Annotated in this window: 23 protein-coding genes and 1 other RNA gene; 13 read left to right on the top strand and 11 right to left on the bottom strand. The window is 54.4% G+C overall.

From position 1 onward, the window contains the following. Positions 1–47 precede the first annotated feature (47 nt). The 3 genes from ACW8F6_RS11820 to ACW8F6_RS11810 form a co-directional block, all read right to left on the bottom strand. Complete coding sequence (locus tag ACW8F6_RS11820; RefSeq protein ID WP_491576076.1) at positions 48–608, bottom strand: TMEM165/GDT1 family protein; 561 nt, start codon at positions 606–608, stop codon at positions 48–50. A gap of 116 nt (positions 609–724) precedes the next feature. After that, complete coding sequence (locus ACW8F6_RS11815; protein ID WP_491576075.1) at positions 725–955, bottom strand: GDCCVxC domain-containing (seleno)protein; 231 nt, start codon at positions 953–955, stop codon at positions 725–727. A gap of 81 nt (positions 956–1,036) precedes the next feature. After that, positions 1,037–1,423, bottom strand: coding sequence for a MerR family transcriptional regulator (locus ACW8F6_RS11810; RefSeq protein WP_491576074.1), 387 nt, complete (start codon positions 1,421–1,423; stop codon positions 1,037–1,039). A gap of 70 nt (positions 1,424–1,493) precedes the next feature. On the opposite strand from ACW8F6_RS11810, the gene ACW8F6_RS11805 reads away from it, so the two are divergent. Beyond that, the gene (locus ACW8F6_RS11805) at positions 1,494–2,330 is read left to right on the top strand and encodes a sterol desaturase family protein (RefSeq protein ID WP_491576073.1); all 837 of its coding nucleotides are present in this window, start codon (positions 1,494–1,496) and stop codon (positions 2,328–2,330) included. A gap of 28 nt (positions 2,331–2,358) precedes the next feature. Here the strand turns inward: ACW8F6_RS11805 and ACW8F6_RS11800 are convergent, their stop codons facing one another. The 6 genes from ACW8F6_RS11800 to pepN all read right to left on the bottom strand — a co-directional run bounded on the left by ACW8F6_RS11800 (position 2,359) and on the right by pepN (position 7,840). After that, entirely contained in the window at positions 2,359–2,715 is a 357-nt protein-coding gene (locus ACW8F6_RS11800; protein WP_491576072.1) for a hypothetical protein, read from the bottom strand. Continuing rightward, positions 2,702–3,259 (bottom strand): RNA polymerase sigma factor, encoded by a 558-nt coding sequence (locus tag ACW8F6_RS11795; protein WP_491576071.1) that lies wholly within the window; start codon positions 3,257–3,259, stop codon positions 2,702–2,704. The genes ACW8F6_RS11800 and ACW8F6_RS11795 overlap by 14 nt, the downstream gene beginning before the upstream one ends. Then, positions 3,260–3,619, bottom strand: a complete 360-nt coding sequence (locus tag ACW8F6_RS11790) for a DUF6249 domain-containing protein (protein ID WP_491576070.1) — start codon at positions 3,617–3,619, stop codon at positions 3,260–3,262. A gap of 63 nt (positions 3,620–3,682) precedes the next feature. Then, complete coding sequence (locus tag ACW8F6_RS11785; RefSeq protein WP_491576069.1) at positions 3,683–4,336, bottom strand: Rossmann-fold NAD(P)-binding domain-containing protein; 654 nt, start codon at positions 4,334–4,336, stop codon at positions 3,683–3,685. Then, a complete protein-coding gene (locus tag ACW8F6_RS11780; protein ID WP_491576068.1) occupies positions 4,333–4,899 on the bottom strand; it encodes a cob(I)yrinic acid a,c-diamide adenosyltransferase in 567 nt (188 codons plus the stop codon). The genes ACW8F6_RS11785 and ACW8F6_RS11780 overlap by 4 nt, the downstream gene beginning before the upstream one ends. Before the next feature lie 316 nt (positions 4,900–5,215). Next, positions 5,216–7,840, bottom strand: coding sequence for an aminopeptidase N (gene pepN / locus ACW8F6_RS11775; protein ID WP_491576067.1), 2,625 nt, complete (start codon positions 7,838–7,840; stop codon positions 5,216–5,218). Between the two features lie 246 nt (positions 7,841–8,086). On the opposite strand from pepN, the gene ACW8F6_RS11770 reads away from it, so the two are divergent. The 10 genes from ACW8F6_RS11770 to ACW8F6_RS11725 all read left to right on the top strand — a co-directional run bounded on the left by ACW8F6_RS11770 (position 8,087) and on the right by ACW8F6_RS11725 (position 20,494). Further along, the gene (locus tag ACW8F6_RS11770) at positions 8,087–9,127 is read left to right on the top strand and encodes an AraC family transcriptional regulator (protein WP_491576066.1); all 1,041 of its coding nucleotides are present in this window, start codon (positions 8,087–8,089) and stop codon (positions 9,125–9,127) included. 370 nt (positions 9,128–9,497) lie between these two features. Continuing rightward, entirely contained in the window at positions 9,498–11,177 is a 1,680-nt protein-coding gene (locus ACW8F6_RS11765; RefSeq protein WP_491576065.1) for an acyl-CoA carboxylase subunit beta, read from the top strand. Positions 11,178–11,218: 41 nt separating this feature from the next. After that, positions 11,219–14,077: a biotin/lipoyl-containing protein gene (locus tag ACW8F6_RS11760; protein ID WP_491576064.1), complete on the top strand. Its 2,859-nt coding sequence runs from the start codon at positions 11,219–11,221 to the stop codon at positions 14,075–14,077. Between the two features lie 3 nt (positions 14,078–14,080). Continuing rightward, on the top strand, positions 14,081–14,491 hold the full coding sequence (gene mce / locus ACW8F6_RS11755) for a methylmalonyl-CoA epimerase (protein WP_491576063.1): 411 nt from the start codon (positions 14,081–14,083) through the stop codon (positions 14,489–14,491). Between the two features lie 67 nt (positions 14,492–14,558). After that, entirely contained in the window at positions 14,559–16,700 is a 2,142-nt protein-coding gene (gene scpA, locus ACW8F6_RS11750; protein ID WP_491576062.1) for a methylmalonyl-CoA mutase, read from the top strand. A gap of 41 nt (positions 16,701–16,741) precedes the next feature. After that, positions 16,742–17,695: a methylmalonyl Co-A mutase-associated GTPase MeaB gene (gene meaB / locus ACW8F6_RS11745; RefSeq protein ID WP_491576061.1), complete on the top strand. Its 954-nt coding sequence runs from the start codon at positions 16,742–16,744 to the stop codon at positions 17,693–17,695. 72 nt (positions 17,696–17,767) lie between these two features. Next, on the top strand, positions 17,768–18,223 hold the full coding sequence (locus ACW8F6_RS11740) for a YiiD C-terminal domain-containing protein (RefSeq protein ID WP_491576060.1): 456 nt from the start codon (positions 17,768–17,770) through the stop codon (positions 18,221–18,223). 224 nt (positions 18,224–18,447) lie between these two features. After that, positions 18,448–19,302, top strand: coding sequence for a hypothetical protein (locus ACW8F6_RS11735; protein ID WP_491576059.1), 855 nt, complete (start codon positions 18,448–18,450; stop codon positions 19,300–19,302). A 9-nt stretch (positions 19,303–19,311) separates the two neighbouring features. Next, positions 19,312–19,608, top strand: a complete 297-nt coding sequence (locus tag ACW8F6_RS11730) for a hypothetical protein (protein WP_491576058.1) — start codon at positions 19,312–19,314, stop codon at positions 19,606–19,608. A 139-nt stretch (positions 19,609–19,747) separates the two neighbouring features. Then, a complete protein-coding gene (locus ACW8F6_RS11725; RefSeq protein WP_491576057.1) occupies positions 19,748–20,494 on the top strand; it encodes a hypothetical protein in 747 nt (248 codons plus the stop codon). A gap of 67 nt (positions 20,495–20,561) precedes the next feature. On the opposite strand, the gene ACW8F6_RS11720 is transcribed toward ACW8F6_RS11725, so the two are convergent. Then, positions 20,562–21,230 carry a tRNA (adenine(22)-N(1))-methyltransferase TrmK gene (locus ACW8F6_RS11720; RefSeq protein ID WP_491576056.1) on the bottom strand — a complete coding sequence of 223 codons (669 nt, stop codon included), beginning with the start codon at positions 21,228–21,230 and terminating at the stop codon, positions 20,562–20,564. 638 nt (positions 21,231–21,868) lie between these two features. On the opposite strand from ACW8F6_RS11720, the gene ACW8F6_RS11715 reads away from it, so the two are divergent. Further along, entirely contained in the window at positions 21,869–22,555 is a 687-nt protein-coding gene (locus tag ACW8F6_RS11715; protein WP_491576055.1) for a substrate-binding periplasmic protein, read from the top strand. A 169-nt stretch (positions 22,556–22,724) separates the two neighbouring features. On the opposite strand, the gene ACW8F6_RS11710 is transcribed toward ACW8F6_RS11715, so the two are convergent. After that, on the bottom strand, positions 22,725–25,520 hold the full coding sequence (locus ACW8F6_RS11710; RefSeq protein WP_491576054.1) for a CHASE domain-containing protein: 2,796 nt from the start codon (positions 25,518–25,520) through the stop codon (positions 22,725–22,727). A 633-nt stretch (positions 25,521–26,153) separates the two neighbouring features. Here ACW8F6_RS11710 and ssrA point away from each other — a divergent pair. Further along, positions 26,154–26,541: a transfer-messenger RNA gene (ssrA, locus tag ACW8F6_RS11705) on the top strand. Positions 26,542–26,584 lie beyond the last annotated feature (43 nt).

Raw genomic sequence — 26,584 nt, 5'->3', positions numbered from 1 at the left:
TGACTGAAGTGTAGCTGCCCTGCAGTTAAAATTACCAGCGCGCAGTGTCAGCGCGCGACCCAAGCTACCCACAGGCCTACGGCAATGAACAGTGCGGCGGCTATGCGCTGCGTTAAGGCGACGGGAATACGCCGCAATAGGGCGTCGCCGGCGTACACAATGGGTACATTGGCCAACAGCATACCCAGGGTGGTGCCCAGTGCGACCCACAGCGGTGCCTGGAATTCAGCTGCCAATACGAGGGTGGCCACCTGGGTTTTGTCGCCAATTTCGGCCAAAAAAAAGAGCACCGTGGCCACCAGAAAAGCGCCGAATCGATCCAGCCTGTGGTTGTCGTCTTCGGCGCTGTCGGGGATCAATAACCACAGCCCCAAACCGATAAAACTGGCCGCAATGAGCCCCTCGCCCCAGCCGGCCGGCAGCTGCGCACCCAGCCAGCTGCCAGCCCAGGCCGAAAGACCGTGATTGATCAGTGTGGCAACCAAAATACCCGCCACCAGCGCGGGCTTATTGCTAAAGCGCAGTGTGAGCAACAGCGCTAAGAGTTGCGTTTTATCGCCCATTTCCGCCAGTGCAACGGCAAACGTCGAGGTAATAAAGGCATCCATGGCGGGTTTCCAGCGTAGCGAGGGGAGAGCGGGCACATGCAGCGGCGCAGTTTAACAGGAGTTAGGCACAGGGGCTACGCCGTGGGATGGGTGGAATCTGACCAGTGAGGGCGCTATCAGGCTTGCTTACGGCGGGCCTTGCCTAATTGCACCGGCGGGCAGGGCAGCGACCCGTAGGAGCAAAATACGCAACAATCGCCGGGCTTGGGCGTTAGCAGTTGCTTGCAGCTGGGGCAGCGGTAAAACCACTGGCAGGCATCTATTGGCATATGCTCAATGGCCACGGCCTGACAGTTGGGGCAGGCGACGACACAGCGAATTTGCGCTTGGGGGGATTTCATCAACATAGTTACAGCTGCCGCAGGCGCAAGAAAAAGCGCGTTCAGTGATTCTGGCCGGAATTGTAAGCGCCGTAGTGGGGTACAGGGTCAAGTTTCGGAGAAGATTTGGATGATTGGGCACTGTTCTCCTCGGTTATTTTGGCACTGTCGTATCAGGTTTTGCAATGCTAGCGCTAGCTGTTCCAGATCGTTGATGCGTTGTTGCACATCTTGCAATTTCTGTTGTGCCAGTTGCTGGACTTCGTGGCAGGGCGCATTGTCCAAGTTCAGCAGGTGCTTGATTTGCGTCAGGCTAAAGCCCAAGCTCTGGGCTTTGCGAATAAAAATGATTCTTGCTTTGAGATCGTCTGAATAGCGGCGATAACCCTGCTGGGGTTTAACCGGTTGACTGATTAGACCCTCGCGCTCGTAATAGCGAATGGTTTCGGTGCTGATGTTCAAGGCCTTAGCCAGCTGGCCTATGGTGTAGCTCATGGGGTCGTCTTGTGCTGTCACTATCCAAGTAGACCTGCAGCATAGCAATGTTTGATAGGAGACGTGGAGCATGGCCGAAGTTGCCGGTCTATTAGTGCGTGAAGCCCAGTTGTGGTTGGCCATTTTCACCGTGGATACGCTGCGGTATTTCGCCGGCGTTGGCGCCGTACTCTTTGTGTTGTTTGTACTGGCCCGCGGCTGGTCCGAGCGGCGGCGCATTCAACACCGGTGCGCCACAGGCGCGGATATTCGGCGCGAGATCACCTGGTCGCTGATAACCACCGCGGTATATGCCCTGGTGGGTCTGTTCACAGTGCGGGTCGAACAAAGTGGCTATTCACAGATCTATATGAACGTCAGCGAGTGGGGCTGGTGGTACACGGCGCTGAGTTTACCCTTGGTGTTGATCGCACACGATGCCTACTTTTATTGGGTGCACAGGGCCATGCATCACCCGGTATTGTTCAAGCGCTTTCACCGTTTGCACCATTTGTCGCGCACGCCCACCTCCTGGGCTTCGTACAGTTTTGCGCCGGGCGAGGCGGTACTTATGGCGCTGTTTATGCCGATTATAGTGGTGCTGCTACCGTTGCACGTGTCGGTTATCTTCGCCTTTTTGGCCATCATGATTGTGCGCAATGCCATGGGGCACTGCGGTGTGGAGTTCCATCCGCACTGGTGGGTGGATACCCCGCTGGATGCGCTCACCACGCCCACCCACCACGATTTGCACCACCAGCGTTTCAGCGGCAACTACGGTTTGTATTTCACTTGGTGGGACCGTTGGATGGGTACAGAACTGCCTGGTTATAAAGCGGAATTTAGGCGTGCGGCCGGCGCTGCAGACAGCCCTGACACCGGCCGAGGAGTTCCTTCAGTCTCCGCCGGTGCTCAATCGGAAAGCTGATCTACTGCGCATGTGCGCGAGCAATGCATTAGCGCAGCTTAAGCAGGGCGATACCGCTGATTGCCAGGGCGCCCAGCCAGCCGATGGCCAGCAGAATACCCCATTGATTGGGTGGCACTGTGGTCAGGCTAAGCAGTGGCGCAATTGCAACCGGATCCACCAGATTCGCTTCGCGCAGACCTAGTGCGGCAATCACAGAGCCGGCACTGGTCATTCCGAATGCGAGCAAACGTGCGCGAGGCGATAGCATCGGCAACGGTCGCAATTTGCGGGCACTGGCTGTGAGTGCAATGCGTGCCAATATCGCATCGGTAAAACCGCCGTCCGCAATGTGAGGTTCGGCCTGTTGCAGCTGAATGCTCAGCGGGTCATTAGGCTGGCTCATCGCTTATCTCCCGATAGTCGTGCATGAGGTGGGCTAGCAGAGCTCGCCCACGGTTCACGTGTGTTTTTACCGTGCCGAGTGGCAGGGCCATAATGTTGGCGGCCTCGGCGTGACTGAAACCTCGCTGCAGACACAGGTGTATGGCCACCCGCTGTGGCTCGCTTAATCGCTTCAGGGCGCGTTCAATATCCATGACTGCGCCGGCCTGCTGTATGCAGCGCTGGCTGCGCGCCTCGGCCAACTCATCCAGGGGGCCTTCTGTTGCCCGTTGTTTTTGAGTGTGTTGTTGGGCGTAGTTCAGCCAGGTGGTATAGGCAATGCGATACAGCCATGTCGAAAATTTGGCCTGGGCCTGAAACTGATGCAGCTTTCGGTAGGCCTTTAAAAACACTTCTTGTGCTAAGTCGTCGGCCAGGGCGGTATCCCAGCCCAGCCATTGTCGCAGGCTGTAGCGCAGCGCCGACTGGTGCTGTTGCACCAGTAGGGCAAAGGCGTGCTGGTCGTTGGACGTCAACACGCGGGCAATGAGTGCTGCGGTATCCACTTATTCGCTGTCTTGTTGCTTTTCCATGCGCGCCACCAGCAGAAACGCCAGCCCCAACGACAGTGGGATGGCCGCAACCGAGGCAATCTCGATATTGGTGAGGGTTTGCAAAAATACAAACAGGCCCGCCGAAACACCTAATAAGATAATGCCGTTTTGCAGCATATTGGCGCGCGGCTTTTGCTCGAAGGCGCTGATCAATTCCGCGGGAACCGGTTGATTAGATTCAACCAGCTTGTTGATAGTCTCGTGCATGAGGACTTTTTTGCGCTCGTTGTATCTGAGTGCCAACCAAACAATCAGCACAGGTGCGCCGAAGGTGAACACGATACCAAAAACGGGAATCAGGAGGTTTTCCATACTGTCTCTCTCAGAGTTGTGAATGTGTTATGACGTTAGACAGGCAGGGCAGGTCATTTGGATTCAAACGCGGGTATTTTTTTCAATTGCTTCGGATTCAATGAATGTGACGGTTGTATCTGGGCAGACGGGGCGCTCGAGGCAGCTACCCAGAAGCGCCTGCGCTATTGCTGCGGGGCGCACGGGGCGGTAGCGGTCGGGCAGTAAGCGCCCCAGCCGTTTGGCAAACCATAAACCCAGCGCCTCTAAGGGGCGCCCTTGGGGGCGCCGAGTGTCGATAAGCGATGGGCGCAGGATCACTGTGTGCGGAAAACGCAGCGCTTGCACGGCCTGTTCGAGCTCGGCTTTGGTGTTGAGGTATAGGTTGCCGCCGGGTTTTGCACCGAGCGAGGAGATCAACCCGAAACTGTGGGCGTTTTTATCCCGCACCAGCCGGGCGACGGTGAGCGGTATGTCTTTGTCGATATGAATAAAGGCTGTGCTGGAGCCCGCCTGTTTGCGCGTGGTGCCCAGTGCACTGAGTGCGATATCCACATGCCAGTAGTCTGCCTCGGCATCGAGCTGATTAAAATCCAATACCGGGTTCATCAATTTGGCGTGGGGCGGCAGCGGCGAGCGGGTGGGAGCAATCACCAGGGTAATGGATTCGAGGCAGAGTGACTGCCGAAGCAGTTCGGCTCCCACAGCGCCCGTTGCACCCAAAATCAGAACTCTCATAGACCCTGTTGCCACAGCACTTCGCTGTCACCATCGCGGCGCGCTATCACGCGGGCGGCGACAAACAGGAAGTCGCTTAGGCGATTGATGTAGGCGCTAAGGCTTGGCCGAATACCGGGCAGGGCAGTATCCGCATCGGCTGCACCTAGCGCGGCAACTGAGCGCTCCGCCCGGCGACAAACGGCTCGGGCTTGATGGCAGAAGGCAGCGGCTTTTGAGCCGCCAGGTAGGATAAAGTTTTTCAGTGGCGGCAGGTCTTCGTTAAGTGTATCGAGCCACTGTTCAAGTTCTGCCGTGTGCTCAGCCTTTATTAATTCATAGTCGGGTAGGCACAGCTCACCGCCTAAATCAAAGAGCCGGTGTTGGATGCGCGACAGCCAGGGTTGCAGTGCATCGTCCGACGGCAATTCGGCCACCAGCAGCCCTACGGCGCAATTGGTTTCGTCGACATCGCCAATAGCTTGCATACGCAGATCGTGTTTCGCGATGCGCGCGCCATCGCCCAGACCGGTAGTGCCATCGTCGCCGGTGCGCGTATAGATCTTGGATAGTCGATTGCCCACAAAAGTCTCCTAATTGGTTGTGCGTGCCACCCAAAGCTGTGGCGGTATGATTCCATCTATCTTAGCAGGGTGGCGTCAGCGGCCCCAGCGGCAGCCTTGTGCATGGGAACGGCCAAGTGCGGTTTTGGCTCAGGCGCACATCCGTCCCGCTACTTTGCTGCGCTCCTGTGGCAGGCAGCTTGTCCAGGCACAGCCCCATGCAGCCTGGGCCCAATAAATTTGGGCGCCTACTCAGGGTATTTTGTGCAGCGCTAAAGCATTTAAAAAAACTAAAAAAGCCACCCGTAGGTGGCTTAGTTTAACAAGGCGCTAAATGTTAACGGACTGAAGCATCCAGTTTATTTTGCACATTCACACAGCGCTCTTCCGCCTGTGAAACTTTCTTGATGATTTTAATCACGGTGGCGGGCAGATCACCGGCTTCAGCCCGCTCAAGCAGCGCTTTCTGAGCCGCAAGAGTACACTTGCGCGGAATCAAGGCGCCGCCAAAGGTGGCTTGCAAGGTGGGCGACTGCACATCGGTCATGCCGTTGAAGGTGGCCATGATGTCATCTTCCAGTTGCAGGTTTAATGCGTGCTGTTCCACGGGTATCAGATTCCACAACAGGCTGCGTATTTCACTGAAGGCGTAATCGCTGTCCTCCTTGGTTGCCTCCTGAATCCACTGGCGTTTAATAGCCAGATTGGGAGCCTGCGACAGCGCACTCACGCGATTGACCTTGCCGCCAGCGGATAGATCCTCTGCCGCCAGCGTGGCGACCCACTGCTCAGCCTGCGGGTGTTGCTCGCGCACCAGTGCCCCGGCAATCTGCCAGCGGTCGTCCAGGCTGAGTTTGCCGGCTTTTAACAGGGCGATGGCGTCTGGCTGCTGCGTGTGCAGCATAGTCACCCAAACCCCAAACCAGCTGCGCTGCGCTGCGCCCGTGTGTTGTTGATAGCCCGTCCACGCCATTTGCTCTAAGCGCTTGCGGTATTGCGCCGCCAGCTGGCCGTCGGTGTCGCGCACGAAGGGGCGCAGGACTAGATAATTATAGGCGGACTGCGCACTGTCCAGCGCGCCGCGCAGAAGGGTGGCGTTGGTTTCGCTGGGCAAGTTTTTCAGCGCCAGCTCCAACAAATCGGTGGCGGCCAGCTTGCCGTCGATCATCGACTCATTCAGGCTGCGCCAAATCATGGCCTTCTGAATAGGGTTGTCGAAGTTATTCAAATTGTTCTGTAAATAAGTCACAGATTTTTCATCGAGCAGCGTGCGGGCAAAGGTGTGATCTGAAACATTCGGCAGCACAAACGTCGGGCAGGTTTTCCCAATAGCCGTGGGCTGCGGATTGTGGGGCCCGCTCACATTGACGTCGATGACCGTTTTGCTGCCGTCATCGGCAATCAGCAGGGCATCCAGTTTGTGGGTGCGCAGTGCGCCGCTCACGTTTGCGGGGTATTGCACCATATCGAAGGCGGTGATTTTACCGTCCTGACATTGGAAGTCGGCTTGCAAGGCGTTGACGCCCGCCTGCTCCAGCCATTGCGCGCTCCACTTGCTAAGGTCTTCGCCGGCCACTTCACTCAGCGTGGCCAGAAAATCTTTCAGTTGGGCATTCTTAAAAGCATAGCGATCAAAGTGCAGCGCCAGTGCCTGCTGAAATTTGTCGTCGCCAATGTAGTGTTTCAATTGAATCAGCGCCGAGGCACCCTTGGCATAAGTGATACCGTCGATGCTGGCCATTACCGCTTCGGTGTCGGGGATATCCTGCACAATGGGGTGGCTGGTGATCCACTGATCTTCGCTATAGCCCCAGCTTTTGCGGTTGCCGGAAAAGCTGTCCATGGCCTCGGTAAATTCGGTGGCCTTGGCGGTGGCGTAATAACCCATAAAGTCGGCAAAGCTTTCGTTGAGCCAGATATCGTCCCACCAGGTCATGGTTACCAGGTTGCCAAACCAGTGGTGTGCCAACTCGTGCATCACCACCATGGTCATGGTTTCCTGGTCTTTGCGTGTGTGTTCGCGGCGCGGCTGCAGACGTTCGGTAAAGGTGACAGCGCCGGTATTTTCCATGGCGCCAAAATTAAAATCGGGCACCAGCAGTTGGTCGTATTTGGAGAAGGGATAGTCGTATTCAAAATACTGGCCAAAGAAGTCCATGCCCTGGCGGGTCACTTCAAACCATTGCTCTACACCCACATATTGCGCATAGCTCTTGCGCGCATAAATGCGCATGGGCACTTTGTGGCTGTTGTCTTCCCACATGCGGTAAGGACCGGCGTGCAGCGAAAAAATGTAGGTGGAGAAAAGCTCGGTTTCCGGAAAGTGCCAGCGCTGGTAGTCGCCGTCCAGGCCTTCTACCTGGGCTTCGCGCACCGCGCTGATCACCTGCCAGTGGGCGGGGGCGTCGACCGTCAGCGTGTAGGTGGCTTTTAGGTCGGGCTGATCGAAGCCGGGGAACACTTTGTTGAAGTGGTAATCTTCAAACTGGGTGTACAAATAGGTTTCGCCATCCTCAGGATCTTTAAACCAGTGCAGGCCCGAGCCATCGCGGCGGTAGGGGTGGGTGTAGTCGATGGCCAGCGTCTGTTCGCCTGTGCTCAGCGCACTGGCGGGCAGGGTAATGTAAAAGCCATTGTGATCGACGGCGAGTTCGCTGCCATTGAGCACAATGCGTTGCACTTCGCCGTCGATCATATCGAGGGTGAGCGGCTGGCTCGCATCAGAGAGCGTAAAGTTGATGGTGGCCGTGCCGCTAAAGGGCACATTGTCGGCGGGCAGTTTCAGCGCCAGGTCGTAGCTGACATTGCTGACCCGCTGGGCGCGCGCTTGCGCGACATGGCGCTCAAGCAAGGGCGCCGCTTTGCGCTCTGTGGCGCGCGACTGTTCGGGTGCATTGGTGCAGGCTGCGAGCAGACTGCCTGTTATGGCAGCAACTGCCAGCGTGGATAGCCAGGATCTCATCGTGATAAACCCATGTGTTGGAATAATTGGTGGAATCGCCCGCAAAGGCCGGAGCACTGCTGTGTTGACGGTTAAGCGAGAGCAGGCCGCAAGGGTAATCCGCCTAAACCTTTCGGGCTGTCGGCTTGTCGCGTGGATAGCTCTGCCCGGCGCAACTGGTGCGCGAGGTGCCCACTTTGCTAAGCTGCGGCTCGAATGGGTTGGTGAACCATTCCCTTTCTTTCAACCTGTCACCGTGAGCATTTCATGGCCACCATCGGCACGCACTACATCAAAAGCGCCCTGGGCGGCGCCAAAGCGCGGGGTTTAAATCCCAAGGCGCTGTTGCGCATGGCGCGCATCCCCGAGCGGCCGCTACGCGACCCCAAGGCGCGCATTCACGTGGATTTAGTGGCGCGGCTCTACTATGGCATCGCTAAGGCCTTAAACGACGAGTTTATGGGCTTTACCGAGCGCCCCATCAAGTTGGGTACCTTTGCGCTCATGGCCGAGTGGGTCTCCACAGCGGAAACCCTGGAAGGCTTGCTGCAGCGGGGCATCAGGTTCTACAACCAGATTACCGACGAGCTGCAAATGTCGCTCGATTACGAGGGCGAGCACGTCTACCTGACCACGGTATTCAAGCGACCAGAGCTGGATTTTGAGCATTTCTACATCGAGTACTGGCACGTTATCTGGCATCGCTTTGCCAGCTGGTATATCGGCAAGCCCATTAAGTTGGTGGGCGCTTACATCAACTACACGCCTATTGATGCCGAAGAGTTTCGCTTATTATTTCGCTGCCCCACTCACTTAAAAAGCAAGGTCAACCGATTGGTGTTTCACCGCAGCTACCTGAGCCAGCCATTGGTGAAAAGCCGGCGCGAGCTGCAGGTGTTTTTACGCCGCGCGCCCATCGACATGCTCACTATTCCCGGCGAAGACACCAGCCTGACGGCGCGCATCAACCAGTTGCTCAAACCGCGCGATGGCCAGGTGCTGTGCCTGCCCAATGCCGCCGATTTGTCGCGCGAGTTGGGCATCAGCGAGCAGACCCTGCGCCGCAAGCTCACCGCCGAAGGCATCAGCTACCAGCAGATCAAAGACAATTTGCGCAACGATTTGGCCACCGAATTGCTCGCCAATCGCAGCTTGCCCATCGCCGAAGTCGCCCGCTTACTGGACTTCAGCGAGCCGCGCGCCTTTACCCGCGCCTTTCGCCAATGGCAGGGCAAAACCCCGACGGCCTTCCGCGCCGAGCGCGCCGCGCGTGGCGCATTGGAATTACCCGACCACCTGTTTCGCTAGCGCTAGCCGTACACCAACTTCTCCCTTTGCCTGGCATCCTTGGCCCAGGCTCGCCCTGGGTGTGAACTATGCTTTCACTCGGGTAGCGGGCGTGACCCTGTCCAGTGATGGACAAATTCAGCCATGAGAAAAGACAATTAAAATCAGCTTGTGAGCGAATATGTCTATTAACAGCATGTAATTTTGTGATTAGTTTCTACTGAAATTAATATTTTTTACTTATAAAACATAAGCTTAATAGATTCTCTTTGTTGAAATGCCCTGCGAATACGTGTTTTTACTGTAGACATTGTTGTTTATCATCGCGCCATCTGTAATAGACGGGTTCGCTATGGACCCTTACCAGCACAAGACGACGGTTGGAATCGCCATGACTAAAACTGCCACGCCCCAAGTGAGCTTGGACAACCCCTTCGATACCGCACCGGCCCAGGAATTCAGCGTGCCGGGCCAGGCCAGCTACGAACCCGGTTTGTACGAGGCCAATCTGCAGCAGGGCTACGATCTGATTCAGCGCCCGCGCAAGGCGGCCGGGGTGCGCAATATTCAGCGCCAGCACGCCAAAAATCGCATGACCATCTGGGAGCGCTTGTCTGTGCTCACCGATGAAGAGCCCACGGTGCTGTTTCAGAACTGGGGCAAAAATCTGGACGGCGCCTCGCTGGTGACCGCCATTGTCAAAATTAATGGCCGCGATGTAGCGGTCTACGGCCACGACTTTACCGTGCGCGCCGGCTCCATGGATGCCACCAATGGCAAAAAGCTGGCGCGCTTGTTTGAGCTGGCTGGCAAGCGTCGTATTCCGCTGGTGGGCCTGAACGACTCCGCCGGTGCCTACGTGCCCGCCGGTGTCGGGGGCCTGGACGGCTATGCCGAGGCGTTTACTGCGCTGCGCAAAATCTCCGGTGTGGTGCCGTCGATCATGTGCATGTTCGGCTTTAACGCGGGTGGGGGTTCCTACCTGCCGCGCCAGGGCAGCTTTTTGATTCAACCCAACGACACCTTTTTTGGTCTGACCGGCCCCGGCGTGGTGAAGTCGGTGTTGGGTGAAGATGTCACGCCCGACGAATTGGGCGGACCGGGCGTGCACTCGCAATCGGGCGTAACCGATTTTGTGGTGCCCGACGAAGTGGCGGCGCTGCGCAAAGTCAAAGCCCTGTTGCGCTACCTGCCCAGCAACAACGGCGAGTTGGCACCTTTTCAGCCCACCTCCGATCCGGTGGACCGCAAAACCTGGGATATCGATATCCTGCTTAAGAAAGCGTTTAACTCGCCCAGTGGTTTTAACACGCCACTGGATGTGTCCATCATCATTCAGCAATTGTGCGACCACGGCGATTTTATGGAAGTGCAGCCCGATCGCGCGCGCAATACCGTCACCGCGCTTGGGCGTATGGGTGGCAATGTGGTGGGATTTGTGGCCAACAACTCGGCGGTGGCCTCGGGTCAAATCGATATAGACGCGGCCTACAAGAACGCGCGCTTCATCCGGTTCTGCAACTTGTACAACATTCCGGTGATCTTTATGGAAGACACCACCGGCTTCTTGCCCGGCAAAGAGCAGGAGCAAAACGGCATTGTACAAGCCGGGCGCGCCATGCTGGATGCCATTATCGATCTGCGCACGCCGCGCTTTTTGGTGATCATTCGCAACGCCTTTGGCGGCGCCTACGCGTCTTACAACAACTACCCCACCGGTGCCGATTTAGTGGTAGCGCTGCCCTCCACGCGCGCAGCGGTCATGGGGCCGGCGGGCGTGGAATTTGTTTACAAAGAAGAACTGCAAAAAATGCGCGCCGAGGTTAAGCAGCGTATCGCCAATGGCGAAGATGCAGCCCAGGTGCAAGCCTGGCAGGTGCAGCAGGAAGCGGCGCTCAAGGCGCGCTACGAGCAGGAGCTGATGAACCCCAACGAAGCCCTGTCACTGGGTTCCATTTCACAAATTGTGATGCCTTCAGATTTACGTGCACTGCTGTGTAAAAACATGGCGTTCCACTTGGCGCACTATGTGCCCGAACCCTTTAATGGCGTGCAGCGCGAATTTCACTGAGCCACGGCCCAATTGCAACCGAATACTAAGAGACTGAGACAGTGGAACACTCCAACAATTATTATTTAAATAACCCGCTCATCCACCGCGACCGTCGCCTGGGGCTGGCCGACAGCGCTTGGATTAAATCCTTTGACTGCGCACACATCCGCCCGCTCATTATCTGCCGCGGCCCGATCCGCAAAGAGGCCATGGATGTGTTCGAGGAAATGGGCATTCAACACTACGGCATTTTGCTGTCTGAAAAAGACTCTATCGTCTACCAGAATGCCCTGGCGCCGGAGCTGCGCAAGCTGACCGACCCGCACCGCGTACACCGGGTGCCAGATTACACCGGCGCCAACAAAGCCGAGCGCGAGCAGCGCATTAAGCAGATTATCAATATTGCACGCGGCAACGGTTATAACGCCATCTTTGCCGGTTACGGTTTTATGGCCGAAGACGAAACCATGGTAGCGGCCATGGAAGCTGCCGGCCTGAATTTTATTGGCCCTTGTTCGCGCACCGTGCACGACGCCGGCTTAAAAGATGAAGCCAAGCGCACTGCCCTGAAAGTGGGGGTGTCGGTCACCCCCGGCGTCGACAATGCCACCGCGCTCACGCTGTTAAAAAAGTACCCCGATGAAGCCGCACTGAGCGCATTGATTCAAGCGGAGGCCTTACCTGTTAATCGCGCACGTTTTGACAGTGCCGACGTGAGCCTGGCCGACAAAGCGGATCTGGTGTTGGCCGCCAGCTATGACAAGGGCATCGATCTGTACACCATTGCCGAGTTGTCGGAAACCATTCGCGAACAAGTGATGGTGATGAGCCGCGACTACCCAGACAACCGCATACGCCTGAAGGCCATTGGCGGTGGCGGCGGCAAGGGGCAGCGCATTCTCGCCTCGCCCGCAGCCTACGAGGGCGATCTGGATAGCCGCATCGAGCAGGCCGCGGCCAAGGCGCCCGAGCTGGTGCTGGAAATACTGAACGAAGTAAAAACCACGGGCGTTGGCGACAATAAAAACGTTTTGGTGGAACTAAATATCGAAACTACCCGCCACCAGGAAATTCAAGTGCTGGGCAATGGCGAATGGGCCCTGGCCTTGGGTGGCCGCGATTGCTCGCTGCAAATGCACGAGCAGAAATTGCTGGAAGTGTCGGTGATTACCGAAGACCTGGAGGCCGCACTGGCCGAGGCCGAGCGCGCCGGCAATGAAACCGAAGCCAAGGTGTTGCGCCAGGACATTCTCACGTTGCAAAAGATGGAGGAGGAGTCGGAAATCTTTGGTCGCGCCGTGGGTCTGGATTCGGTGTCGACCTTCGAGTGCATTGTCGATCGCGATAAGCACTTCTTCATGGAGATGAATACCCGCATTCAGGTGGAGCACCGGGTGACCGAGCTTTGCTATGCGTTAAAGTTCACCAACCTCGATCAGCCGCACGAAAGTTTTGTGGTGAATTCCCTGGTCGAGGCCATGGTGCTACTGGCCGCTCACGGCCCGCGCTTGCCAAAACCCACGCGCGTGTTGCGCCACACCGCCTCGGTTGAGGCGCGGCTCAATGCCACCAACCAGGCGCTGCAGCCCCACGCCGGCGGCGTGATCGAAAAATGGTCCGACGCCATTCCCGGTGAAATTCGCGACGACCAGGGCATCAGCCTGCACAATCCCGATACTGATGTGTTCATGAAATACCACTTGGCGGGGGCCTACGATTCCAACATTGCACTGTTGTTGAGCGTGGGCGACAACCGGCGCCAGACCTACGAGCGCATGGCAGAAATTTTGCGCGTTACGCAACTGCGCGGCAAAGACTTGGCCACCAACCTGGAATTTCACTACGGGCTGGTTAATTGGTTTTTGGGCAACAACATCAATGCCCGACCCACCACGCGTTTTATTGTGCCTTACCTCACGGCCGTGGGGCTGCTTAAGCAGGCGGCCAACAACCAAGATCTGGATTACGCCTACCAGCAATTGTGTGCGCAGCAATTGGCAAGTGCGCCAGTTGAACAACAGGCCGATTTACAGGCTGTGTTGGCGCGCAAGCAGCTGCTGCTGACCCGCCCCATTGCCATGCTGTTGGAGTCGCCACACGTGCTGGCGGGCTGGGTGTCTATTCACAAGTGTCACGCGTGCCTGGATAGCGAGGGCGTCAACTGGACAATCAACCCCGTGCACCTGTTAGCCGATACCTATAATTTCTTGAACATGGATTATCGCGACGGGCGCCCGGCGGCCAACATGATCTGGGATCACGACCACGAAATTCTCACCGCCGCGCTGGCGTTCTACAGCACGCTGGAAGAAAAGCTGGGCGAGCGCGACTACAGAGCACTGAATGCGCTGCTGGGCGGTAATGCGCCCGAGGGCTTTACAGCCGATAGCTGGGCTCAGGTACAGGCCGCTCACCGCGGTTACCAAGCGGGCATGGAAATTTTAGCGCTGCCCATGTTCCTGGCGCGCCAGACCGATTTCTTTGCGCTGTCGGTCAATGCCGACCTGACCATTACCATTCCCGAGCGCCTGACTGACGCCAAGCTGCAGTCGGCCATGGCCAAGGTGTTGGTGCCACCGCCGACAGCAAAATCCGATGAAATTCTGGCCGCCAGCGGCGGTATGTTCTACGCCCGCGAAGCGCCAGATCGGCCGCCATTTGTCACTGTGGGTTCCGAATTTAAAGCCGGCGATCCGCTGTACATCGTCGAAGTGATGAAGATGTTCAACAAGGTCAACGCGCCCTTTGCGGGCACCATTGATGAAATTTTGGTGCCCGATGACGGCGCCATCATTAAAAAGGGCCAGCCGCTATTTAAGATTACGCCCGCGGAAAAAATTGAGTTTGAATCGCCCGAAGATATTGCCGCGCGCAGGCGCGAGCAAACTGATCAGTTTCTGGCGAGCATTAAGGGGTAAGCCATGATTACAGCACTTGACCACATCGCCATTGCAGTGCCGGATTTGGAAAAATCCATTAAGCGCTTCATGGAAGATTTTGGCCTGAATTACAACGGCCGCGAGGACGTGGCGTCCGCTAAAACCAGCACGGCGTTTTTTCCGTTGCCGCCCACACAGATTGAATTGGTGCATCCGCTCAAGGGTGAGGGCCCTATTGCCGGCTACCTGGAAAAGCGCGGCGGCGGCCTGCACCACTTGTGTTTTCGCACCGATGATATCGAGGCAGATGTGGCGCGCCTGAAAGAAAAGGGTTACCAGTTTTTATCCGAGGCACCGTCCATGGGTGCGCACAATTGCAAGGTGATTTTCATTCACCCGAAAAGTTGTGACGGTGTGCTGATTGAATTAAGTCAGCCCATGGATGCGCATTGAGTCTAAACAGACCTGAGCCATTGTCGAATAGCATTAAGCCTGTGAGAGTGCAGGCAAAGAGGCAACAATGACCGAGAAAAAATACACCCTGGCCGAGTGGGAAGCGCTGGCCACCAAACAAATGAAAGGCTTAACGCCCGAGCAGATGACCTGGCACACGCCCGAAGGCATTCACATTAAGCCGCTCTACACCCGCGCGGATCTAGACAAGCTGCCCTATGCCGATACGCTGCCGGGCCTGGCGCCCTACGTGCGAGGGCCGCAAGCCACCATGTACGCAGGCCGCCCCTGGACCATTCGCCAGTACGCGGGCTTTTCGACGGCGGAAGAATCCAACGCTTTTTACCGCAAAAATCTGAAAGCCGGTGCCCAGGGTGTTTCAGTGGCCTTCGATCTTGCCACCCACCGCGGTTACGACTCCAATCACCCACGGGTATCTGGCGATGTGGGCAAGGCGGGCGTAGCTATCGACTCCGTCGAAGATATGAAAATTCTGTTTGACGGCATTCCGCTTGATAAAGTGTCTGTGTCTATGACCATGAACGGTGCGGTGCTGCCGATTTTGGCCAATTACATCGTTGCCGCCGAAGAGCAGGGCGTTTCGCAGGATAAGCTGGCGGGCACCATTCAGAACGATATTCTGAAAGAGTTTATGGTGCGCAATACCTATATTTATCCGCCTGCGCCGTCCATGAAAATTATTGGCGACATCATTGGCTACACCAGCCAGCACATGCCGAAGTTTAATTCCATATCCATTTCCGGCTATCACATTCAAGAGGCCGGTGCCGATGCTGCACTGGAGTTGGCCTACACCCTGTCGGACGGGCGCGAGTATGTGCGCACCGCTTTGGCTGCAGGTCTGGATGTGGATGCCTTTGCACCGCGCCTGTCATTTTTCTGGGGCATATCCATGAATTTTTACATGGAGATTGCCAAGCTGCGCGCCGGCCGTTTGTTGTGGCACAAGATCATGGAGGAGTTCAAACCAAAGAACCCCAAGTCGTCTATGTTGCGCACCCACAGCCAGACCTCTGGCTGGTCGCTAACGGAGCAGGACCCGTACAACAACGTTATTCGCACCACCATCGAGGCCATGGCCGCCGTGTTTGGTGGCACCCAATCGCTGCACACCAACGCGCTTGACGAAGCCGTGGCATTGCCCACAGAATTTTCGGCGCGCATCGCTCGCAACACGCAAATTATTATTCAGGAAGAAACCGGTATTACCCAGGTCGTGGACCCCTGGGGTGGTTCCTACATGATGGAAACGCTGACCCAAGAAATTGCGGACAAAGCCTGGGAGCTGATCGAAGAGATCGAAGCCAACGGCGGTATGGCCAAGGCCATTGAGGCGGGCTTGCCCAAGCTGCGTATCGAAGAATCTGCGGCCAAAAAGCAGGCCCGCATCGATCGCGGTGAAGATGTCATTGTGGGCGTGAACAAATACGTGCTCGACGAAGAAGAAGAGCTGGAAATTCTTGAGGTCGATAACGTCGCAGTGCGCGAGTCGCAGATCAAGCGCATCAATCAAGTGCGCGCTCGCCGCAATAACGCCGCCGTGCAGCAGGCGCTGGCCGACATTACCGCGGCCGCCAAAACCGGCCAGGGCAATCTGTTAGACTTATCCGTCAAGGCCGCGCGATTGCGCGCCACGGTGGGGGAGATATCAGACGCTATGGAAGAGATTTTCGGCCGCTACAACGCCCAGGCGCGCACTATTTCCGGTGTTTACGGTGCCTCTTACGAAAATGATCCCGAGTGGATGGCCATTAAAGCCGACATCGAAGCCTTTGAAGCCCGCGAGGGCCGCCGCCCGCGTATGCTGGTGTGTAAAATGGGCCAAGATGGTCACGATCGCGGCGCCAAGGTGATTGCCACGGCCTTTGCCGACGTGGGTTTTGATATCGATCTGTCGCCCATGTTTTCCACGCCCGAAGAGGTTGCCCGCCAGGCCGTTGAAAACGACGTGCACGTAGTGGGCGTTTCGTCTCAGGCGGCGGGCCATAAAACCCTGATTCCCGAATTGATCGCCGAGCTGAACAAGCAGGGCGCCGACGACATCATCGTAGTGGCCGGCGGCGTAATTCCCAAGCAAGATTATCCCTTCCTGCAACAGGCGGGCGTGAAGGGTATCTTTGGGCCGGGCACCAAAATTCCCGTGTCTGCACGCCAGGTATTGGAAGCCATTAAAGCGGCGCGCGGGTAATACCGACGTCGCGATAGCCCACGGGGACAAGCACGGGTTCTATGATCGACATCGACTTATTAAAGCAGGGCAATCGGCGCGCGCTGGCCAAGGCCATTACACTGGTGGAGAGCAAGCTCGACAGCCACCGCGATCAGGCGCAGCAATTACTGGAAGCGGTGCTGCCGCATTCAGGCAAGAGTATTCGCATCGGCATTAGCGGTATTCCCGGTGTGGGCAAGTCGACTTTTATCGAGGCCTTTGGCAAGCACCTTATTGCGCAGGGCAAAAAGGTGGCGGTGCTGGCGGTAGACCCGTCGTCGCCCGTGCGCGGCGGTAGTATTCTGGGCGATAAAACCCGCATGGAAGCTCTGTCGCGCGAGGCCAATGCGTTTATTCGACCCTCCCCCTCCGAGGGCGCATTGGGCGGCGTGGCACAAAAAACCCGCGAGACCATGCTGTTGTGTGAAGCTGCCGGTTACGACGTGATCCTGGTGGAGACGGTGGGCGTTGGCCAGTCCGAATACGAAGTTGCCGCCATGGTCGATTTCTTTTTAGTGTTGATGTTGCCCAATGCCGGCGACGAACTGCAGGGCATCAAGCGCGGCATCATGGAGCTGGCCGATGCCTTGGTCATCAACAAGGCCGACGGTGAAAGCGTTAACCTAGCCACCCGCACCCAGCAGCACTACCAAAGCGCCTTTCACCTGATTCGCCACGGCGCCTTCTGGACGCCGCGGGTGGAAACCTGCTCGGCGCTCAATAACGCCGGTATCGATCAGGTGTGGACCATGATCGAAGAGTACAAAGCCCTGGCCGACGAACACCACGCCTTTGAAGGCAAGCGCGCCAGCCAGAATGCCGAGTGGATGAAAAAGCTTATCCACCAGATGTTAGAGCGCAGGCTCACCGACAATCCGGCCGTCAAACAAAAAATGGCGGAGCTGCGGGCAGGCGTGATCGACAATCGCGTAACACCCTACAATGCCGCCAAGACCATTTTGGATTTGCTCTAGGGTCTGGCTCCGCGTGGGCTGGCGGCGGCGTTTTCAGTACAATGACAATTTTCTCCGGACGGAACACACGCGATGGACCTGGTACAAAACAGCCACCTGCTGACAGAGTTTTTTGACAATCACCTGCCCATTACCGAATTTATGGGCCTGTCCGTCGAACACTACAACGGCCAGCAACTGGTTCTGCACGCCCCCCTCGGCCCCAACATCAATGACAAGGCCACCGCCTTCGGCGGCAGCCTCTACAATGCGGCGGTTATGGCGTGCTGGGGCATGATCTACCTGCACTCCCAAGCCCGCGGCCTGCGCTGCAACCAAGTAGTCGCAGAGGGCAAAATCAAATACAAAGCCCCAGTGCAAGGCGATATCCGGGCCATTTGCCAGGCCCCTTCCGCAGACCAGCTGGCGGACTTCTATGCGGCTTTCGACGCCAATGGCAAAGCCAGTATCTGGCTCAGTGCCACCATCGAATGCAGCGGCCGCGTGGCGGTGGAGTTTGAGGGAAAGTACGCGATTCTTGGGATTTAGGTGGAATTAAATGAAGACTTCACCAATCTTACGCGCTTTTAGCTACAGTTTCGCATAATCTCTAGTGGTACTATGGAGCCACCTAAGGGGCTTTGCTCAAGGTAAATTTCCCACTAATTGTGAATTGATGCGCCAACTGGCCAACTGCATTGAAGTTAGTCTAATTAGCAACGTTTTCACGTTCTATAATCCGCGCGTTTTCGCCCTCTACATGGATGTGCCTAATGCTGGCCCGCTTATTGGCATCAAAAAAATCTCCCTACATCCCTAACTGGGATAACAGGCACAATCTTTCAGTTGATCTCGGTGTTTGCCAATTAGCTTTGCAATTGCCTCACGGCAATATGTATGACCTGCCAGAGCAGTTGCCTGAGCCCAAAGTGAATATCTTCGATCGGCTTAAGTACGTGACTTTTGATCACATGCCAGTGTATCAACAGAGCCGAATGGCTACTCTATTGCTTCTCTCTAATGCATGGGAATTGTTTGGCGCACCCTTGGGTATGCAGCCTTTAGGTGGATTACTCTTAACTGCGGCAGTGGTACGTGTTGATGATTTGCCAGATGGTTTTAGTTGCACTGAGGGCGCAGCATTACAGGACGTGGTTGATAGGTATATATATTTCACATATGGGCCTGGTAGCGTCCTGCTCGAAATGACCGAAGTGCCTATCGAGTGGAAGATTACCGATGATAGGCAATGGATAAATTTCGTCGTTAAAGACAAAACAGGTGATCTCTCGGAGGCAGAAGCCAAGCAATTAGAGTCTGAGAGCAAAGTAGTATTTATAACGCCAATTGATCCGCAGCATTTTCTTGAATTCGAGTTCATTGTCAGCGGCTACTACATGGCGCCAGCGACTATAGATTACATTTACGGATTGATTTCGTCTGTCGTGGGCAGTATAGAGATTTCCAATAGAGAGTTTGAGTTTTCACTTGAGGGGGTTGAGCCTGCGCGTGAGCTATTTGACTGGAAAGAGCACACCATAGGTAAGAGACAACTTGAGGATGGCACATATACAAGGGTTGTAGAACCAAATGGCTCTCCTGCCCCTGAATATAGGATTAATAAATAAGGAGTTGTAATGCCAAATTTTAGAGCTGGATGGAAAAAAGTTTTTGAGGTTTTCCCATTGGGTGTAAAGCAGGGAAGAGATGTGTATGTTCAGAATACTGTGTGCCCAGTTTTTGAGCGTTTAATAGAACTAAAACAAAATAGTTATCAGTTCATGACCCTCTATCGAGCTTTGGTTGGGTTAAATGCTGATCCACATTCTGGCTTCGCCGCTAACTCCGTTGGCACGTTTAGAAATTTAATGCTGAATGGCACTTCAATTGAATACTATCTCGATAATGGAGATGTTTTAATATCAAAGTTATGATTTAGTCATTCTATACAGGGCGATACTCATCAATCAGGTAATGGATTGTGTCGAGTGGTGGACAGCGATAGAAGTTGAGCGACAGAAGGCCGAAAGGAAGAGTGCATGGATTTGTCCCATAAGTGGGATGGTGCGCATTTTGCTGCAGTTTTTGGCGGTTTTCGTGGCAAAAAATGGCTGGTTCGCGGTTGATCGGACATATAAAAAAGGCCATGGTAAGTTAGATGCGGCGAATGGCGTTGCATCGCTTGTTCAACAAACAGCCGACGCAAAGGCCTCTGTAAACTGGCTGGTTCACGGTGAGGGAGCTCTTACTATTGTAAAATCTCTGACTATTTTACAGGATGCGCCATCGCTTAGTCGATTTGCTGCAGGAGACGAAGAAACTGTTCGATATTTGCGCAATAAATTCTCAGAGCAGAAAGTATTCTTGTCTAATCCGGTTGGAGTGGATGAAAAGGATATTAAACCTTTGTGTGCGAAAGTAGGGCTTACGTATGTAGGGAGGAATATTAATCCAAGAGATATGCGTAGCAGCGCCTCTCGAAGAAATGTGTGTAAAGAAATTGCAGATAAATCTGCCAAGGTGGTTCTAGCTGGTGGTGTCGGTGCGGCAGGTTTGAAAGAGGTTGGTGCAACAGGAGCTCAGAAGGCTGCGGAAGCAACCGCAGGTTATATTGCGTCAGCCGCATCGTCACCAACTGTCGCCTCTGTGGGGCTTGCCGTCGCCGCCGGGTACGGAGTTTTTGTGGCCGCAAAGGGCAGCTTCACCAAAACTAACAGTGCTTATAAGGCGATAAAGTCTTTAATGGTTAGCTCCTTTGGATCAGGCAGTGAGTATTGGTATGAATCTGACGATGATCTGCTAGAACAAATGTCGGTGTGATTGAAGCTGAAATGTATAAATATGGGCTGCGATGCAGCCCATATTTAATGGACGCGCGGTGTAATGGTTACGAAATACACTGGCCATATTTTTCTATTCTGTGCCTCGCCCGTACCGAGTCGTCAGACTTGGTAAGCGAATGGAGGTGCCCCATTAAACGCCCCATGTACAACTGATGATCTGGGTTTTTAGCATCCCAAAAATCCCCCGTCACCGACACCGGCTTCCCTTCTGTTCCTTTCCTTACCAGTATCGCCTCATAGAACCACTTTCGCTCTTTTATGAGCTGTTCGTGCAGCAGTGTAAACGGGCCGCCTGCCAAATAATCTCGCACATCAAAAATGGAGTTGGTGGGGCAAATTAAAAAGTCGACGTTGGCGTTGGGGTTGTTTTCGACCAGGGTGCGCAGCATATGGGTGGCTAGCTCGCCGCCAATGCCGGCAATAATGACGGCATGCCGTGGACCTGGCTCAAAGTGTAGCGCCGATGCGTCTTGGGTTAACAGCCGATAGCGGCTGCTATCGATGTGAGAGAGAAGTGGCGGGAGTAGGGCCATGATGTCTGCAACGCAATCGACGAAATGTATTTGAGTACCAATATTTCTGGTCAACAAATAGCGTCCCAGTAACCCGTGATCGCAACAGCAATCCCATAGAAGCTGGTAGGGTGTTTGAATGTGCTGGGTATGGATAGTGCGCGCAATAAGTTGTAGGCGCTTGCCTAATTGTATGTCCATGGAGCTACAGCAGTCGTGGTAATTCGCCATACTAGCAGAGAGCATGGGTCTCAGGAAAATCGCCGGCTAAGCGGTGCAACCTGTGACTATCACCGCAAGGTGCGAGCGAGGGATATGACCAGCTCGCGAGAAATTGGGCGGGGGAGGGACATTTTGCAGGCGTTGGATCAAGATTTGGTCTGACAATTGGAGTAAGTGTCGTGTCTAAGTTTAAGCGATCCTAAGTTAGCGCCGCCGAAAAATAGCTGTAAAAGGCCCCAAACACCCAGTAAACCGGCATTTTGGCAAGGTCGCCGTCATGTAACCGTGTTCTTAGCCCCAGTGGGTATCGCTGTTCATGTCGCTGCAGGTACATACTCGGTTGGCTGGCGCAACGCGGAGTGGGTGCCCCGCCAGATCGGTCACGAATGGCTGTGGCCGCCTGTCTGACAGCCGCGAAAAGCCGGGAATTGCGCTATAGTTGGCTTTAGGATCAATTTATCATCTGGGCAGCTGGGTTAAGCGTGAATTCACATAGGTGGCTAAAGCTGGCATTAGCACTGCTGTTCTTATGCAGTGGCCCTGTTATAGGGGCGCCCGACAGCGAGGATTCGCGCCTAGCGAGTGCCACTGCACAAGTTCAGGTGATCTCCGTCGGTATGGGTAACTTTGAGCCCTACTTTATTGCCGAAACAGAATCCGGCATTTTCACGGACATCCTAAAAGCGGTGTTTCTTGAAATGCCAGACTACCAGCCGCAATTTGTATTTGGTCATAGCAACAATGGCTTGTGGGCCAGCTTTATCGCCGGGCGACTGGACGCTGTTGCCAATCTATTTGATACCATCGATACAGATGCCTGCCGCAGCGATCCAGTATTTCGCTTTCGCGATATCGCCATGACTTTGGCGGAAGAAAAACACTCAATCGATACCATCGCTGAGTTGGAAGGCAAGAGTATTGTCACTTTTGAGGGGGCGCTAAATTTCTTCGGCCCAGAGTTTTCACGTGTAGTAAGTCCAGACAGTTACCAGGAAGTGCGCAAGCCAGAGCTGCAAACACGGATGCTATACGGTCGCAGGTACCAGGTAAGCGTGGGAGACATGTTTATCTTTCTTAACAGTGTCGATAAATTGAGCAGCATTGGTGCTCGCGTAGATGCGGTTGCCTTTCACGATATCTTTCCCGTGCTGGTTACACGAATGGGATTTCACGACCCGGTTGCGTGCCAGCAGTTCAATGAGGCGCTGCAAAAAGTAAAAGCCAGTGGCGAGTACGAAGCAATTTACCAGCGCTATTTACGCCAATTGAAGGGGCTTTCGGCCGCGCCTGGCGTGGGCGGTTAAATACAGCGTTTTGCAATTTTCTCGCTCTTGTACTTGGCCTCCTGACTTTCTATTCCGTGTGTCGATAATCCAGCTAGAGACTGTACGAAACCCAAGCCCAAGTGGCAATGACTTCATTATTCTACTCATTCAACGCGCGGTTTATCGGTGAGGATTTCGGCTCACTAGATCAATTGCGCAAGTGTTTAGCCACCTTGCTTAGCAAGTCGTCCTCTTCAATGGGTTTGGCTACGTGGTCATTCATACCCGCAGCAATACAGGCCTCCACATCCTGCTTCACGGCGTTAGCCGTCATTGCAATAATGGTTAAGTGGCTCAAATGGCTGCGCGCGCGGATTTGTCGCGTGGCCTCTAGTCCGTCCATTTCTGGCATCTGAATATCCATAAATATCAGATCAAAATTGGGGTTTTCCTCCAAAATGGCGATTGCATGTAGACCGTTGTCTGCAGTGGTTACCGAGGCACCATAGTCTTCAAGTAGATACCGCGCAATATCTTGATTAATAGGAATGTCTTCCACCACCAGCACGTGTTTACCGGCGAGCACATTGGTTGTGAGCGTGGTGGGTGCATCTGGCTCTACCGTTGTCTCTTCGTCTATATGCCCGAAATTGTGTAAGTTGACCGTTGCATTGGGGTTTTCAACGGCAACCTGCAGTGTTGCCTTTACTGTGGTTCCCTCGCCGACCTGGCTGTCTATTTCAATATTGCCATTCATACGTTGTACCAGCTTTTGACAAATGCTCAAACCAAGCCCTGTGCCACCGTATTTTCGTGTGGTGCTTGAATCTGCTTGCTGAAAAGCGCCAAACAGGTGAGGCAACTTACGCCGATCTATACCAATACCTGTATCTTCTATATCAAACTTAAGGGTAGCAAGCTTGCTCTCTGCATTTGTCACTACCGGGTGTAGGGTAATCGTTATCTTTCCTGTTTCAGTAAACTTAATTGCATTGCCACACAGGTTTAATAGAATTTGCTCTATACGTAAGGGGTCGCCTATAAATCTTTCGGGTATTTGCTCCGGTAGACAGTACTCTAAAGTCAAGCCTCGGCTATTAGCTTCTGTATCGAATACCGCGTGTAGTTTTTCCAGAATGTGCCGCAAGCTGAACTTAGTACTTTCCAGCTCCAGGTTGCCGGCCTCAATTTTAGAGTAATCAAGGGTTTGGTTAATGAGCGCCATCAAGGTGCTGGATGCGAGTTTTGCCTTGCTTAAGTAATGTTGTTGTTGCGGATTTAGCGTTGTTTTTAAGCAAAGTGTAATTAGGCCGGTTACAGCATTAAGTGGCGTGCGAAGTTCGTGGCTCATGTTGGCCAGAAAGTTTGTCTTGGCAATGTTAGCTTGCTCTGCCTGCTCTTTGGCTTGTGTCAGTTGATGGGTTTTACGCGCAACTTCTTCGCGAATGCGCTCGGTGTTGCCGGTAATTAGCAGTATGAATGCCTGCATGAGCGAGGCCAGTAGAAAGCCAAAGGTCAGTATGTTCCAGCTGGTCCAGTCTTTTGCTGCCAGTGCAAATTGGTCTGTGGCAGAAAAAGTCAGCTCAAACAGCCGCTCGCCAAAATATAGGGTGTAGGAATGTGGTTCGTGGCCCGTCAGCCGTTTATGCAGCGATGTAAGTAGCATCACCGTATTGTTAGGCTCGGTGACATCTGCCGCGTTCATGTTTAACTTCTTTTGCGTGGCCTTTTGGGCGACGTCATCTAACAGCTCCGAGAACGTAAATACACCGCTAACGTAACCTAATAACTGGCTATTAAACTGCGCGGGCCCATCATGATTTTTGCCGTACTGCCGGTTAAATACAGGGTAATACAAAATCATAGAGGGAGTGCTGGTCGGGCTTTGAACCAGCTGAATGGGTGCTGTCGCCACCGGGCGCCTTAATGCTTTGGCATCTTCCAGCGCTTTGAGGCGCGAAGGTATGGCACCCAGATTTAAACCCAGCGCCTTAACGTTGCCCTTTAGCGGGTAGAGATACTGCACTGGATAATACACGGAGTGACGTCGGGTAGTGACTAATTCTCCGCTAGTACTCGGTTCTGTTAGATAAAAATCCGTGCCCATGGCAGCGCTCATGGTGCTTTCAAACACAGCTCGGTCCTGATGTTTAAGTTGCGGAATCCAGCCAACCGCTTTAAACACATCGCTGTCGCGCACTAATATAGTGGAAACGGTATTGAACTCCTCTAGGGTTACCCGTTCTGACCCGCTAACCAATGCCTCGTAGGCTTTCAAAATGTTAATAGCCGCCTCAAGCCTGTTTTCTACGGCGTTAAACAGCTCGGCGCCTTCCTGTTGCACATAAAAGTCAATGTGCTTGCGTTGATTGCCGCTGCTCCAGCTAAAAAGTAGCAAAATGCAGCAGAAAAATACGACGGTAGGTAGCGCAATCATCAATCGGCGCGGCCAGGCAATATCAGAGCTCCTGGCAAACAATGCCAGCAATAAGGGCGCGAACAGCATGGTGCCAATAGTGTCGCCCGTCCACCAGGTAAACCAAGTAAACAGCCCGTTGGTTGGATCGATAATGCCGTGCCACAGCAACACATTGGTGCCGATTGTGGCGCCAATCAAGCATGAGACGGGGCATACCACTAACAGGAACAAGCCAATTTGGCGGGGTGCATCTAGGCACAGGTTCTCACCTAATATTTTACGGTAGAGCCAATAACCCAGGCTGGCCTGCAGCGCGGCGCCCAGACCAATAGTGGTGGGCACGGGCAGTAGGCTCCAGGAAAGGTTGGTAAAATTATCGCTGACAATGCCGAGATTCAGGCAAAAAGAGCCAAAAGCGACCCCAAACGCTATCTGCCAGCACCGGCTTAAGAGCAGGCAGCTCAGTGCGATACCGGCAGCTGGCCAAACGGCAGAGGCGAAACCCGGTGGTATGGCCAACATAAGGCCCAGACGCCCGGCGACATAATAGGCACCGGCGGCTAAGAAGAAATGCCCAAATCGCATGAAAACAACGCCTTCTAGTGTCCACGAAGTCTAGTTCAGGGCTATTTGCTTTGCCTGCTGAGAGCAGAAATTGCTTGTGCGCCCTATTTTGGGGCGCACCCTTGAAGCCTGGGTAATTGCCCATAGATATAAGCAGGTGGATTACCTATAATCCCCACCCCGGCCGCCTAGCGCGACCGGTGTTCTGGCCGTAACGGCCTATCCGTTACCCCAGCGTTTCCCGTGGCGTTTTCTTAATATCCTTTAGAGAACCCCACCGGATGATGTAGCTTTTCAAGTGACCTGTCGCCAGACAAGGCGCTCAAGGCAGTTAAAGCGGAGCATACAACGGTATGTGAGCAGTTAACTGACCGCCGAGCAACGCAGTAAGACGGTAGGGCACGCAGGAAAAAGTTTCAAAGTGTAGTGGTGGGAGATAAGGCGCCCAAGGCACTAAAAGCGGAGCGTACATTGGCACGTGAGCAGTTTAGTGACCGCAGGGCAACGCAATATCATGCTGCTACACGAAAAAGCTTTTCAAGTGACCTGTCTTCAGACAAGGCGCTCAAGGCAGTTAAAGCGGAGCATACATCGGTATGTGAGCAGTTAACTGACCGCCGAGCAACGCAGTATGGTGGCAGGGCACGCAGAAAAGGGGGCGATTAGGATTCGACGGCGGTAACAAAACCCGATGTGCATGTGGTGAGGGTAGCTAATCACCTAAATCCAAAGCTGCAAACTATTAGTTGCCAACGACGACAACTACGGTGCCCAGTTAGCAGCGTAAGCTGCTGATGAAGCACTAACTAAGGGTTCGCCCTTAGCGGTCTTTAGCAAGGTGCCAGTACCGCGTTAACGACTGTCATATAGAACTGGATCGCTGTGAAGCCTGCCTGGGGTGGATCTGCTAAATTTTATCAGGATCGCTTCTTACGTCTTGGCCACTGGGCTGTAAGTTGTTAAATCAAATAGTGGAACTAAACATGTAGAGCTGACGGCGGAGTACTGTCGGACGGGGGTTCAAATCCCCCCGCCTCCACCAATACAAAACCCCACCTTTGAAGGAAGGTGGGGTTTGTTATTGG

Source organism: Simiduia sp. (assembly GCF_058345725.1).
Note: the sequence above shows the minus strand (reverse complement) of the source record. Positions and strands in the feature narration are given on the sequence as shown.